13 protein-coding genes are annotated in these 12,816 nt (G+C 64.7%); 7 read left to right on the top strand and 6 right to left on the bottom strand.

Features of this window, described 5'->3' with window-relative positions:
* Positions 1–157: 157 nt before the first annotated feature.
* Positions 158–649, top strand: coding sequence for a phasin family protein (locus JX001_RS12860; RefSeq protein WP_082465129.1), 492 nt, complete (start codon positions 158–160; stop codon positions 647–649).
* A 61-nt stretch (positions 650–710) separates the two neighbouring features.
* Here JX001_RS12860 and JX001_RS12855 read toward each other — a convergent pair whose 3' ends face one another.
* Positions 711–1,184 (bottom strand): nuclear transport factor 2 family protein, encoded by a 474-nt coding sequence (locus JX001_RS12855; RefSeq protein ID WP_205681302.1) that lies wholly within the window; start codon positions 1,182–1,184, stop codon positions 711–713.
* 171 nt (positions 1,185–1,355) lie between these two features.
* On the opposite strand from JX001_RS12855, the gene clpS reads away from it, so the two are divergent.
* From clpS to JX001_RS12840, 3 genes are all read left to right on the top strand, one after another.
* The gene (gene clpS / locus JX001_RS12850) at positions 1,356–1,685 is read left to right on the top strand and encodes an ATP-dependent Clp protease adapter ClpS (RefSeq protein ID WP_017504641.1); all 330 of its coding nucleotides are present in this window, start codon (positions 1,356–1,358) and stop codon (positions 1,683–1,685) included.
* A 13-nt stretch (positions 1,686–1,698) separates the two neighbouring features.
* Complete coding sequence (gene clpA / locus JX001_RS12845; RefSeq protein WP_026108343.1) at positions 1,699–3,999, top strand: ATP-dependent Clp protease ATP-binding subunit ClpA; 2,301 nt, start codon at positions 1,699–1,701, stop codon at positions 3,997–3,999.
* 93 nt (positions 4,000–4,092) lie between these two features.
* Complete coding sequence (locus JX001_RS12840) at positions 4,093–4,899, top strand: hypothetical protein (protein ID WP_205681301.1); 807 nt, start codon at positions 4,093–4,095, stop codon at positions 4,897–4,899.
* Positions 4,900–4,902: 3 nt separating this feature from the next.
* Here JX001_RS12840 and JX001_RS12835 read toward each other — a convergent pair whose 3' ends face one another.
* Positions 4,903–6,048 carry a GNAT family N-acetyltransferase gene (locus JX001_RS12835; RefSeq protein ID WP_205683189.1) on the bottom strand — a complete coding sequence of 382 codons (1,146 nt, stop codon included), beginning with the start codon at positions 6,046–6,048 and terminating at the stop codon, positions 4,903–4,905.
* A complete protein-coding gene (locus JX001_RS12830) occupies positions 6,045–6,503 on the bottom strand; it encodes a RidA family protein (RefSeq protein WP_205681300.1) in 459 nt (152 codons plus the stop codon). The genes JX001_RS12835 and JX001_RS12830 overlap by 4 nt, the downstream gene beginning before the upstream one ends.
* A gap of 111 nt (positions 6,504–6,614) precedes the next feature.
* On the opposite strand from JX001_RS12830, the gene JX001_RS12825 reads away from it, so the two are divergent.
* A complete protein-coding gene (locus JX001_RS12825; protein WP_241004642.1) occupies positions 6,615–7,508 on the top strand; it encodes a hypothetical protein in 894 nt (297 codons plus the stop codon).
* A gap of 119 nt (positions 7,509–7,627) precedes the next feature.
* Here JX001_RS12825 and JX001_RS12820 read toward each other — a convergent pair whose 3' ends face one another.
* Genes JX001_RS12820 through JX001_RS12810 form a run of 3 tightly spaced genes read right to left on the bottom strand, consistent with a single transcriptional unit; the run spans position 7,628 to position 10,977 of the window.
* On the bottom strand, positions 7,628–8,368 hold the full coding sequence (locus JX001_RS12820) for a polysaccharide deacetylase family protein (protein WP_205681298.1): 741 nt from the start codon (positions 8,366–8,368) through the stop codon (positions 7,628–7,630).
* A gap of 36 nt (positions 8,369–8,404) precedes the next feature.
* Positions 8,405–9,700, bottom strand: coding sequence for a nicotinate phosphoribosyltransferase (gene pncB, locus JX001_RS12815; RefSeq protein ID WP_205681297.1), 1,296 nt, complete (start codon positions 9,698–9,700; stop codon positions 8,405–8,407).
* Positions 9,701–9,708: 8 nt separating this feature from the next.
* The gene (locus tag JX001_RS12810) at positions 9,709–10,977 is read right to left on the bottom strand and encodes a DNA polymerase IV (RefSeq protein ID WP_205681296.1); all 1,269 of its coding nucleotides are present in this window, start codon (positions 10,975–10,977) and stop codon (positions 9,709–9,711) included.
* Between the two features lie 106 nt (positions 10,978–11,083).
* Here JX001_RS12810 and JX001_RS12805 point away from each other — a divergent pair, with 106 nt between their 5' ends.
* Both JX001_RS12805 and JX001_RS12800 read left to right on the top strand, forming a co-directional pair.
* Positions 11,084–11,449, top strand: coding sequence for a response regulator (locus JX001_RS12805; RefSeq protein ID WP_164952723.1), 366 nt, complete (start codon positions 11,084–11,086; stop codon positions 11,447–11,449).
* Entirely contained in the window at positions 11,446–12,807 is a 1,362-nt protein-coding gene (locus JX001_RS12800) for a PleD family two-component system response regulator (RefSeq protein ID WP_205681295.1), read from the top strand. The genes JX001_RS12805 and JX001_RS12800 overlap by 4 nt, the downstream gene beginning before the upstream one ends.
* Positions 12,808–12,816 lie beyond the last annotated feature (9 nt).

Below are 12,816 nucleotides of genomic sequence, written 5' to 3'. Positions count from 1 at the left end.
CCGGCCGATCAAGGTTATCGTCGATCATATTGTGCATTGCACAAAACGCTTGAAAAACCTTCGCACTTGCAGCATATTGTGGGTCTGCGAGATCCTCTCGCATCATTATTTCCGCCCTCAGGTCCGTCCCCAAGGGCCTTCTACCGGAGAGACGATCATGGCCGACGCCGCTGAAACCGTGAAGAAAACCGCCGACCAAGCCACCGCCGCCGCAACTTCGGCCGCCGCCAAGGTCAAGGCGCAAGCCGAAACCATGCAGGCGGCTGGCACGCAGGCCTTCCGTGAAGGCATCGACAAGTCGACGGCCTCGATGGCCGAGCTGAACGCGCACAGCAAGAAGACCCTGGAAGCCATGGTCGAGTCGGTCACCGTCGCTCAGAAGGGCGCCGAGGCCCTGTCGCAACAGGCGCTCGGCTTCGCCAAGTCCTCGTGGGAAGACGGCGTCGCCGCCTCCAAGGAACTGTCCACCGCCCGTTCGGTGCAGGAGTTCTTCGAGCTCCAGACCGCCTGGGCCAAGAAGTCGATGGAACGCTATGTCGCCGAGCTGACCAAGACGAACGAGATCGTCACCGCCACGGTCAAGGACAGCATCAAGCCGATCAACGAGCGCGTCACCGCCTCGGTCGAAACCTTCCAGGCCGCTCGCTAATCCCGCGAACCGCCTGAAGAATCGAGAAGGCCCCGGAGTTCGCTCCGGGGCCTTTTTGCTGTCAGGGCAGGGCGGAATGGTCGTAGCTGAAGACCCGCGCCAGCTTCCACTCGGCCCCCTCCTGTTTCCACATCTGCGTGAAGCGGGCGCGTCCTACGCGGGTCTCGGGTCCGTCGCCCTGGCGTTCGTAGAAGACGTGCTCGCCCGTTTCGACCGCGCCGTAGTTGTTGATGGGATAGACGGCCAGACCGTCCCGCAGAGCCTCGCGTCGGGTCCGCCAGGCGTCGGGCGCGCTGCGGTCCTGACAACGCGAGGCGTATTGCGCCACGAAGCTGTCGGCGTCGGTCGCCACACGCCCTCCGCGGTCGTCGAAAAACTCGAAATCATCGGTCAGCATGGCCCGAAGTCCGGCCGGATCGCAGCCTTCGAAAAAGACAGCGAACAGTTTTACGTCCGCCGCCAAGACGGCGGTTTCCAGCGGCGTGGGCTGGGCGAAGGCGGCGAGCGAAAGGGCGGCGACGAGGGCGGCGGGCATGGCGATCGGGGGCTGTTCAACTGAGGCGCTCAACCTGAGCCGTTGACCGCCTGTGATCACGTGAAATCTTTGTCAGACGCCCTTCACGAAAGCCGTGACTGGACGCCGCTTCAATTCAGGCCATCATTCCCTATCTGAGAGCCTAGACGACTCCCCGATTACGGAACACGAATGCCCATACAAAGGCCCGGTGAGACCGGCGGCGGTCAAGGAACCGCCGTCGTCACCGAAACAAAGCCGAAGCTGCAAAAGCCCTCGCTGTATCGAGTGCTGATTCTGAACGACGATTATTCGCCGATGGAATTCGTCGTCTATGTGCTGGAGCGGTTCTTCCAGAAGAGCCGGGAAGAGGCCACCCGCATCATGCTGCATGTGCATCAGCATGGCGTCGGCGTCTGCGGCGTCTTCACCTACGAGGTCGCCGAGACCAAGGTCGCGCAGGTCATCGAGACGGCGCGCCGCCACCAGCACCCTTTGCAATGCACGATGGAAAAGGACTGAGAGGAGCCTCCCTATGCCTTCATTTTCCCGTCCTCTCGAAGAAACCCTGCACCGCGCGGTGGGATACGCCAATGCGCGCAGGCACGAGTATGCGACGCTTGAGCACCTGCTGCTCGCGCTGATCGACGATCCCGATGCGACCGGCGTCATGCAGGCCTGCAACGTCGATCTGTCGGCGTTGAAAGCGGCGCTGACTCTCTATGTCGACAACGACCTGGCCGCCCTGGCCACCAGCGACGGCGAGGACGCCAAGCCGACCGCCGGCTTCCAGCGCGTGATCCAGCGCGCTGTGATCCACGTCCAGTCGTCCGGCCGCGAGGAAGTGTCCGGCGCCAACGTGCTGGTCGCCATCTTCTCCGAGCGCGAGAGCCACGCCGCCTATTTCCTGCAAGAGCAGGACATGACGCGCTACGATGCGGTCAACTTCATCGCCCACGGCATCGCCAAAAAGGCGGGCGCCAACGAGGCCCGTCCGGCCAAGGGCGCTTCGCCCGAAGAGGCCGAAGATGCTTCCGCCGTCAAACAGGGCGGCGAGGCGCTGGAAGCCTATTGCGTCGACCTCAACGAGAAGTCGCGCCAGGGCAAGGTCGATCCCCTGATCGGTCGGCAGGCCGAGGTGGATCGCTCGATCCAGATCCTGTGCCGTCGGACCAAGAACAACCCGCTTCTGGTGGGCGACCCCGGCGTCGGCAAGACCGCCATCGCCGAAGGTCTGGCCCGCAAGATCGTCAACGGTGAAGTCCCCGACGTCCTGAAAGACGCCACCATCTATTCGCTCGATATGGGCGCCTTGCTGGCTGGCACTCGCTATCGCGGCGACTTCGAGGAACGCCTGAAGCAGGTGGTCAAGGAACTGGAGAACCACGACAACGCCGTGCTCTTCATCGACGAGATCCACACGGTGATCGGCGCGGGCGCGACTTCGGGCGGGGCGATGGATGCGTCGAATCTGCTGAAACCGGCCCTGGCGTCCGGCACGCTGCGCTGCATGGGATCAACGACCTACAAGGAATATCGCCAGCACTTCGAGAAGGACCGCGCCCTGGTGCGTCGCTTCCAGAAGATCGACGTCAACGAGCCGACGGTCGAGGATACGGTGAAGATCCTGAAGGGCCTGAAGACCTACTACGAGCAGCACCACAAGGTCCGCTACACCGACAGCGCCGTGCGCACGGCGGTGGAACTGTCTGCGCGCTACATGACCGACCGCAAGCTGCCGGACAAGGCGATCGACGTGATCGACGAGGCCGGGGCGTCGCAGATGCTGCTGACCGAATCCAAGAGGAAGAAGGTCATCGGTCAGAAGGAGGTCGAAGCTGTCATCGCCAAGATGGCCCGCATACCGGCCAAGTCGGTGTCCAAGTCCGACACCGAAAGCCTGCGGGAACTGGAAACCGACCTGAAGCGCGCCGTGTTCGGTCAGGAACAGGCCATCGAACAGGTGTCGGCGGCCATGAAGCTGGCGCGGGCGGGTCTGCGCGATCCGAACAAGCCGATCGGCAGCTTCCTGTTCAGCGGCCCGACTGGCGTCGGCAAGACCGAAGTCGCCAAGCAGCTCGCCGCCACCCTGGGCATCGAGATGCAGCGCTTCGACATGTCGGAATATATGGAGCGCCACACGGTCAGCCGTCTGATCGGCGCGCCTCCCGGCTACGTCGGCCATGACCAGGGCGGGCTTCTGACCGACGCCGTCGATCAGCACCCGCACGCCGTCGTGCTGCTGGACGAGATCGAGAAGGCGCACCCGGATGTCTACAACATCCTGCTGCAGGTGATGGACAACGGCATGCTGACCGATGCGGTCGGCAAAAAGGTCGATTTCAGGAACGTCATCCTGATCATGACCACCAATGCCGGCGCCGCTGACAACGCCCGCGCCTCCATCGGCTTCGGCCGGGGCAAGGTCGAGGGCGAGGATGACAAGGCCATCCAGCGCCTGTTCGCGCCGGAGTTCCGCAATCGCCTGGACGCCATCGTGGCCTTCAAGCCGTTGCAGGCCGACACGATCCGCTCGGTGGTGACTAAGTTCATTCTTCAGCTGGAAGCCCAGCTGGCGGACCGCAACATCACCATCGAACTGACAGACGAAGCCGCCGACTGGCTGGCCAAGAACGGCTTCGACGAACTGTATGGCGCGCGTCCGCTGGCGCGGGTCATCCAGGACTCGATCAAGAAGCCGCTGGCCGACGACATCCTGTTCGGCCGCCTGACGCGCGGCGGACACGTCAGGGTCCAGCTGAAGGACGGCAAGATCGACTTCGACATCACGAGCGCCAGCGCGCCCGCGAAGGCCGAGGAAGAAGAGACGGCCTGATCCTCAAAAAGGTGATGGCGAAAGGCCCGGCTGGCAGCAGCCGGGCCTTTTTAGTGTCTCAAGTCGCTGGCGAACTAGGCAGTGGAGGGCATCATGATGTTGGGTATTTTAAGAGCGCTGCTAGTAGGTGCTGCGGCGTTGTGTGTGCTGGTCGTGGCTTTTTGCATTCACTTTCAAGGTTTTCATTTCGCAAGCGTCGGTATCTTCGTGGCGTTATTCGCGATCTGCCTACTAGCCGCGGATCTCACCTACGATTGGCTTTCAAAAAAATCGCGTAGCCGGCTCGCCGCCTATTCGTCAGCAGCATCTGTATTTATGATCTGTACTTTTGTTCTTGCAGAACTGATGGTTCGCCTGAGCTTCGATAATCGAGCTTCAATCTATCCCTGGATGACCGGTTTCGGAATAGTGACGACCGTCGCGTGGGTGGCCTTTGATCTGCTGTTACGTGGCAGGCTCGACACGTCCGACAAGTGGGTGAAACCCATGGCGGCAGGGCTGGCGGGTGTGGCCATGCTCGGTTCGCTATGGGGGGCTTTCGCTGTTCCAATAGTGACAGCGCAGGCCGTCACGCCAGCAGACTGCGCATTGATGGCGCAGGCGTTGAAGGAGTTTTCTCCAGAGGGCGTCGCGGGAGGAATGCGCCTTGAGACGGGAGCGAAATGCGATTGGCGAGCGCTAGGCCTGCCTGAGCCGGGCCGTCATCAGAGTGATCCGATTGGTGAATTTCGTCCGTGGTTTTCGGTCGAGCCTCCGACCTATTCGCTTTTCAAAACGATGGCGGCGCTGTCGGTCGGTCAAGAGTGGATGATGCTGGGCGGCGGCGGCCAGACCTGCTTTTACTCACGAACATTCGGCGGCTGGCGTAAGTACCGTTGCGAAACCAGTTGGATAAGCTGACTTTCATACCTGCTTGTAGGGCGACAGGTCTTCCGTCATCGCCCGCATCTGCGCTGCGACAGCCGGGCGTTCGCCGTCAAGATAGCGGGCGACGGGATCGCGCAGGGCGGGGTCGGCGATGAAATGGGCGGAATAGACGGGGGAGGGCAGGTAGCCGCGCGCGATCTTGTGGTCGCCTTGGGCCCCGGCTTCGACGCGGGACAGGCCACGCGAAATGGCGAATTCGATAGCCTGATAGTAGCAAAGCTCGAAGTGCAGGAAGGGCACGTCTTCGAGCGTGCCCCACTGACGTCCGTAAAGCGCGTCGCGGCCGATGAAATTCAGGGCGCCGGCGATGGGCGTCTCATCCCGAAACGCCATGACCAGGGCGATCCGGTCGGCCAAGGTGGCCCCGACGCGGCTGAAGAAGTCGCGCGTCAGATAGGGCCGACCCCATTTGCGCGAGCCTGTGTCCATGTAGAAGGCGAAAAAGGCGTCCCAGTGGGCTTCGGTGATGTCGGCGCCGGTCAGGACGCGGATATCCAGATCGGCCTGGGCGTCGCGGCGCTCGCGCTTGATGGTTTTGCGGCGGTTGGCCGACAGGGCGGCCAGGAAATCGTCGAAGGTCCGGTAGCCGTTATTGCGCCAGATGAACTGGATGTCCTGGCGCGGCAGCAGGTCCGCCTCGATCATGGCCGACCATTCCGGCTCGGTCGGGAAGTTGACGTGCAGAGAGGAGACGCCCAGCCGTTCGACCAAGGTCACCGCCCCCTGGATCAGGGCCTGACGCACCGTCGCGGCGTCGGTCTCGGGATGGTTCAGGAAGCGCGGCCCGGTCGCGGGCGTAAAGGGCACGGCGCCCAGCAGCTTGGGATAATACCGGCCGCCGGCCCGTTCGTAAGCGTCGGCCCAGCTGTGGTCGAAGACATATTCGCCCTGGCTGTTGCCCTTCAGATAGAGGGGTATGACGCCCAATACCGCGTTGTCTTCACCCCTCAGAGCCAGGTGGCGTGGGGCCCAGCCCTGGCGCGGCGCTGCGCTGCCCGAGGCCTCGCACGCGTGCAGAAAATCATAGGAGACAAAGGGATCGCCGGTGGGCAGCGCGCACGCGTCCCAGGCCTCTCGGCCGATGTCGGCGATCCCTTCGTGAACCGAGATCTGAAAGATCAGCGGATCTCCACGATCGCATCGATCTCGACGGCGAAGCCGAGCGGCAGCTTGTACACGCCGACGGCCGAGCGGGCGTGCTTGCCTGCGTCGCCGAACACCTCGACCATCATGTCCGAGCAGCCGTTGATGACGGCGGGAATGGCGGTGAAGTCGGGACCGGCCTGAACGAAGCCGCCCAGCTTCACGATGCGGACCACCCGGTCCAGATCGCCATCGCAGGCGGCCTTGATCTGGGCGATCAGGTTCAGACCGCACAGGCGCGCGGCTTCCAACGCCTGCTCCGGCGTCACGTCCACGCCGACCGTGCCCTTGATCCCGCCGTTCGCGTCGTTCGACAGCTGGCCCGAGATGGTGACCTGGTCGCCCGATTGGACATAGGAGACATAGCTGGCCACCGGCTTGGCGGGTTCCGGCAGGGTGAGGCCGAGTTCGGCGATGCGGGCTTCGATGCTCATGGGGACTCCTGTTTATCTGGGCGCGGTTTAGCGCGGGGCAAGGCCGGCGTCACCCGTTCGGCGCGCTTTAAAGGTTCGCCAACCGCGCCGTGTCATGGTGCGATCATGGATATGCACCTGACCCCCGACGTCGCCGCCTTCCATGCCGTGCTGGCGCGGTTGTCCCCCGACGACCGCGCGCGCGTGGACGCCGCCGCAATCCCGGCCGCGCAAAAGGCCGCCGAGGCCGCGCCGCATTGGGACTTCGAAATGCCGGCCAAGGCGGTGGACGCGCTGTTGGGCGCTGATGCATCGGACGATGTGCGTCGGGGCCTGGTCGCCGCCTGGGCGCTGCAACTGCCCGACCGTGCGGCGGCGATGAGCCTGCCGGCCGAGGTCATGGCCCTCTATCCCTACTGGATCGAACAGTTGGCGGGGTTTCTGGACAAGGCCGAGGGCGACTACGTTTTCGATCACTGGTCCAAGGACGTGCGCTTCACCCTGGCGCTCAGCGTGCCGGGCGCCAAGAGTCAGGTCATAGACCTGTCGTCGCCGGTCGGACCGGGGCAGATCGTCAAACACGTCCGCGACGGCTGGGGCCTCAAACCACTGTTCCGCTATCTGGCGGCGGGCGCCAAGCGCGAGCCTTGGCTGGAGGTTCACACCGAGAGCCGCTGGCTGCGCGGCTTCAACGAGGATGGCTGGAACGAGGCCTGGGCGACAGCGGCGGAACTGTGCCGCGCGCGGCCCGAACTGGCCGGCATGATCGGCTCCAGCTGGTTCTACGACCCGCCCCTGACCGAGATCAGCCCTCGACTTGCGCACCTGCGGCTCAACCCGCTGAAGGGCGGCGCCTTCATGGTCCACCAAGGACCGGGCGAGATCCACACCGAACGGGCGGCGACGGCGTCGGCGTCGCGCAAGGCGCTGATCGACAGCGGGGAATACACTGCCCGGTCATGGCTGATGATCTGGCCCCGCAAGGAGCTGATCGCCTGGGCGGACCGGCGCAAGGCCGCCGCTTAGCTCACCGTCGTCATCCTCGGGCTCGACCCGAGGATCGGATGCGGATCAGGTTGTGCGTCGCTTTTGAAAGACTGCGGCGTAACCTCCGGCCCTCGGGTCAAGCCCGAGGGTGACGTGTTTTAATGTGTCGCCATCCGCCACGCCGCCGCGACCGGCTGGATGTCCAAGTCGGCCGCATTGGCCAGTCGGATCAATCTATCGATGTCTTCGGGACGACAGCCGTAAGGCGTCGGCGTGTCGCTGACGTCGTGGCCATAGGCGATCAGCCATCCTTTGGATGAAGCCGTCTCCGCCACTAGCGCCTCCAGGTCGTAGCCGGGCAGTCGACGGCTTTCCAGGCCGATGGCTTGCAGCAGATTGCGATCCGAACGCCCGGCGTTGATCCCGTCGCGTACGCCGCGCCCGCACAGGAAACGTTTGTCGATCACGGCTTTCGATCCGAGGGCGCAATCGCCGAAGGGATAGGCGAAGGTCTGCATCTGATAGCCATCCAGCCGCTCGGCCACCCAGGCGGCGTTTCGGGCCAAGCTGGCGTCCAGTTCGGTCGGCGACAGGGTCAGGGTCGAGACATGCTCATAGGTGTGGCATCCGACTTCGTGCCCGGCCTCATGGAGGGCTTGCAGGTGCTCCACCTCAAACTGGGGCAGGTCCAGATTGCGACCCCCCGACAGGTCGCCGCAGACATAATAGGTCGCCTTGACCCCGTGCTGGGCCAGGATCGGTCCGGCCTCGGTCCAGGCCGAAGCCGGGATGTCGTCGAACGACAGGCTGAGGACGCCGCGCGCGGGCCGCACGTCGGCAGGACGGACATCGAGATAGCGGCCGGCGCGGCGACGCATCTTGTCGAGAATGACGCTCATGCCCGCCTTGTCGCACGATGGGCTTAAGGCCGGGTTTCAGACCGTGACGGGGTGGGCCGTCAGACCGCGCACGCCGAACACACGGCGATAGCGCTCGATCTCGCCGGGATCGCCGACCGCTTTCGCCGGATTGTCCGACAGTTTGACGGCGGGGCGACCGCCGGCATCGACCACCTTGCAGACGAGCGAGATCGGCTCCAGTTCCGGCGCGAAGGCGGGCGAACAGTCGCGGAAATCATTGGTCAGATTGGTGCCCCAGCCGAAGCTGAGACGCGCGCGACTGTGGAAATGGGCGTGGGTCGCCTCGATCCCGTCGATGTCCATCCCGTCCGAGAAGATCAGCAGCTTTTCCTTCGGATCGCGCCCATGCGCGCGCCACCAGTCGATCAGGCGGTCGCCGGCCGGGATGGGCGGGGCCGAGTCGGGACGGAACCCGGTCCAGTCCGCCACCCAGTCGGGCGCCTGGTCCAGAAACGCCTCCGTGCCGAAGGCGTCAGGCAAGACGATCAGCAGATTGCCCGCATAGTGCCTGCGCCATTCGTCCAGCACCGCATAGGGAACCTGGGCCAGCGCCGCGTCGTCGGGCGCCAGGGCCGCCACAACCATGGGCAGTTCGTGGCCGTTGGTGCCGATGGCCTCCAGGTCGTTCTCCATGGCGTGCAGGACGTTGGACGTGCCGATGAAGGATTTGCCCAGCCCTTCCTTCAACGCCTGAATGCACCAGCGTTGCCACAGGAAGCCATGCCGCCGCCGCGTGCCGAAGTCGGACAGGGCGAGGTCGGGCAAGAGCCGCAGCCGCTCGACCTTGGACCACAGCCGCGTCTTGGCGCGCGAATACAGGATGTCCAGCTCGAACCGGCCCAGCCGTCGCATCCCGACCCTGCAGCGCAGCTCGTTCAGGATCGCCAGCGCCGGGATTTCCCACAGCGTCACCTCGGCCCAGGCGCCCGAGAAGGTCAGCACATACTGCCCGTCCTGAACCGAAAGGTCATAGTCCGGCAGGCGATAATCAGTCAGCCAGGCGATGAAGTCGGGCGAGAAGATCTGCTTCACGCCATAAAAGCTGTTGCCCGCCAGCCAGACCAGTTCCTTGTTGGTGAACCGCAAGGTGCGGGCGTGATCCAGCTGTTCGCGCAGCGCGTCGATATCGATCTCGTCGGCCAGACGCACAGCCTTGGTGCGGTTGATGACCTGGAAGACGACCGGAACGTCGCGATGCTCGCGCCAGATCATCTGCAGCATCAGCAGCTTGTAGAAGTCCGTGTCCAGCAGGCTGCGGACGATCGGGTCCAGGCGGAAGCCGTGGTCATAGGCGCGTTTGGCGAGATCCATGCCCTGTCCTACGGCTTCAGCGCACGGCCCGCCACCACCGCGTCCTTGCCGAACTTCTCGCGCAGCACATCGATGGCGCGCTCTGTCTTCAATGCCCGGGTCTCGGTGGTCTGGAAAAGGCCGGCGGGTGCGTCCTCCGCGTCCTGCACGTCCGCCATGCCGATGCCGATCAGGCGATAGGGGCGGCCCAGCTCGGGCTTCAGCAGATCGCGCCCCGCGGCGAACAGGGCGCGCGCGGTCTGCACCGGATCGGGCAGGGTGACGCGTCGGGTCACGATCTTGAAGTCGGTGCGGCGCAGCTTAAGCACCAGCACCCGGCTAGCGACCCCGTCGCGCCGAGCCTTGGCCGCCAGCTTCTCGCACAGGGGCCATAGCTCGGCCTCCAGCGCCTCGGCCGACGTCAGGTCTTCGTTGAAGGTGGTTTCGGCGCTCATTCCCTTGCGGTCGCGCTCGGGGTTCACGGCGCGCGCGTCGCGGGCGTGGGCCAAATCGTGCAGGCGCAGACCGGATTCGCCGTAGCGTTTGACCAAGTCGCGCAAGTCGGCCCGCGCCAGATCACCGATGGTCGAATAGCCGTCGCTGCGCAATGCCTTGCCGAACACAGGCCCGACGCCGGGCAGGGCGGTGACGGGGCGCGGCGCCAGCAGGCCCTGCGCATTGGCGGCGCCGACCACGGAGAAGCCGCGCGGCTTGTCCATTTCCGACGCCATCTTGGCCAGGAAACGGTTGGGCGCCAGGCCGATGGAGACGGTCAGGCCGGTTTCCTCCTCGATTTGCTTTTGGAACCGGATCAGCTGTAGCGCGGGCGGTCCGCCGTTCAGCCGCTCTGTGCCCGACAGATCGACCCAGGCCTCATCCAGCGACAAGGGCTGGATCAAGGGCGTCAGCTGCCCCAACGCCCCCAGAATGCGCTGCGATTCGAAGACGTATTTGGTGAAGTCCGGCCTGATCACAACGGCCTCGGGACAGGCCTTCAGCGCCTTGAACATCGGCATGGCCGAGCCGACGCCATACTGGCGCGCGACGTAGCAGGCGGTGGAGACCACGCCGCGCTTTCCGCCGCCGACGATCACCGGCTTGTCGCGCAGTTCGGGCCGGTCACGCTTCTCCACCGAGGCGTAGAAGGCGTCGCAGTCCATGTGGGCGATCGACAACTGGTCCAGTTCGGCGTCCGCGACCACGCGCCGCGATCCGCACGCCGGACAGCGGTTCTCGCGCGGCCCGGCGGGATCTTCGCCGGTCCACAGGCAGTCGCGGCAGATGGCCTTGATGGCCACGCTTAAGGTCTCCGTAAGGTTGGCTTCACCCCAACTTAAGACTGGGCGCCTACGAATGCGACCAACGAGGCGTCCCGCGTTCGAGGGGCGCGCAGGTCAGGTGATGATGTCCAAGAAAGTCCTCATCGTCGAGGATAACGAGCTGAACATGAAGCTTTTTCATGATCTGCTCGATTCCCAGGGCTATGAGACCCTGCAGACCCGCGAGGGCTTGCAGGCGCTCGCCCTGGCGCGCGCCCACCATCCCGACCTGATCCTGATGGATATCCAGTTGCCTGAAATCTCGGGCCTGGAGGTCACCAAATGGCTGAAGGACGACGAGGAGCTGAACCACATCCCCGTCATCGCCGTCACCGCATTCGCCATGAAGGGCGACGAGGAGCGGATCCGTCAGGGCGGCTGCGAGGCCTATATCTCCAAGCCGATCTCGGTCATGCATTTCCTTGAAACCATCCGGCAGCACCTCGGATGAGCGCCCGTATCCTCGTCGTCGACGATGTGGACGTGAATGTCCGCCTGCTCGAAGCCAAGCTGACCATCGAATATTACGATGTGCTGACCTGCAACGACGGCCTGTCGGCCCTGACCATCGCCGCCGAGCACCAGCCGGACCTGATCCTGCTTGACGTCATGATGCCTGGCATGGACGGGTTCGAGACGTGCCGACGGCTGAAGGCCCAGGCGGAGACGCGCCATATCCCCGTTGTGCTGGTCACGGCGCTGGACGGGCGCGAGGATCGGATCAAGGGGCTTGAGGCCGGCGCCGACGACTTCCTGACCAAGCCTATCGACGACGTCATCCTGTTCGCGCGGGTCAAGTCGCTGACGCGGCTGAAGCATGTCATGGACGAACTGCGCGAGCGCGAGGAAAGCGGCCGTCGCCTGGGCGTCGATTCGGACAATGCCGCGCGGCTGCGCAGCGAGGGCGGGCGGGTTCTAATCGTCGATGACGACCAGCGTCAGGCCGAGAAGATCGCCCAGGAACTGGGGAGCGAACATCGCGTCACAATCGAAACCGATCCCGAGGCGGCGCTGGTCGCGGCCAAGGGCGCGCTGGATTTGATCATCGTCAACGTCGCCGCCGCCAGCTTCGACGGCCTTCGGATCGTCGCCCAGGCCAAGTCGGGCGATGCCCGCCGCGCGCCGATCCTGGCGATCGTGGAGCCGACCGAACGGCCGCGCATGATCAAGGCGCTGGAACTGGGCGCCGCCGACATCCTGCCGCGCCCAGTCGATACCGAAGAACTGTCGGCGCGAGTTCGCACCCAGATCCGTCGCAAACGCTACACCGACTTCCTGCGCCAGAAGCTGGACAGCAGCATGGAAATGGCCGTCACCGACGCCCTGACCGGCCTGCACAACCGGCGCTACATGACCGGCCAGTTGCAGGCGCTCGTGGGTCGTGCGGTCCAGGGCGGCGCTCAGGTGGCCGTGCTGGTTCTGGACATCGACCACTTCAAGTCGGTCAACGACAGCTTCGGCCACGACGCTGGCGATGAGGTGCTGGTGGAGTTCGCCGTGCGCCTGGCCACCAATGTCCGGGCCGTGGACCTGCCGTGTCGCATGGGCGGCGAGGAGTTCGTGGTGGTCATGCCGGGCGCCAGTCTGGAAGACGCCGGCCGTGTCGCCGAACGGATTCGCCGCGACGTCGCCTCCGCGCCGTTCCGTGTGATGGGCGGCAAGGAGCAGATCACCATCACCATCTCGATCGGCGTGGCCGCCACGACCGGCGACGGCGATACGCCCGAAGGCCTGCTGAAACGCGCCGACGAAGGGGTCTATGAGGCCAAGGCCGCCGGCCGCAACCGGGTCATCGCCAAGGCGGCGTGAGCCAGTGTC

Origin of the sequence: Brevundimonas fontaquae (assembly GCF_017086445.1) — a bacterium.
GTDB lineage: Bacteria > Pseudomonadota > Alphaproteobacteria > Caulobacterales > Caulobacteraceae > Brevundimonas > Brevundimonas fontaquae.
The sequence above is the reverse complement of the archived record's forward strand: the minus strand, read 5'-3'. Positions and strand labels throughout refer to the sequence as shown.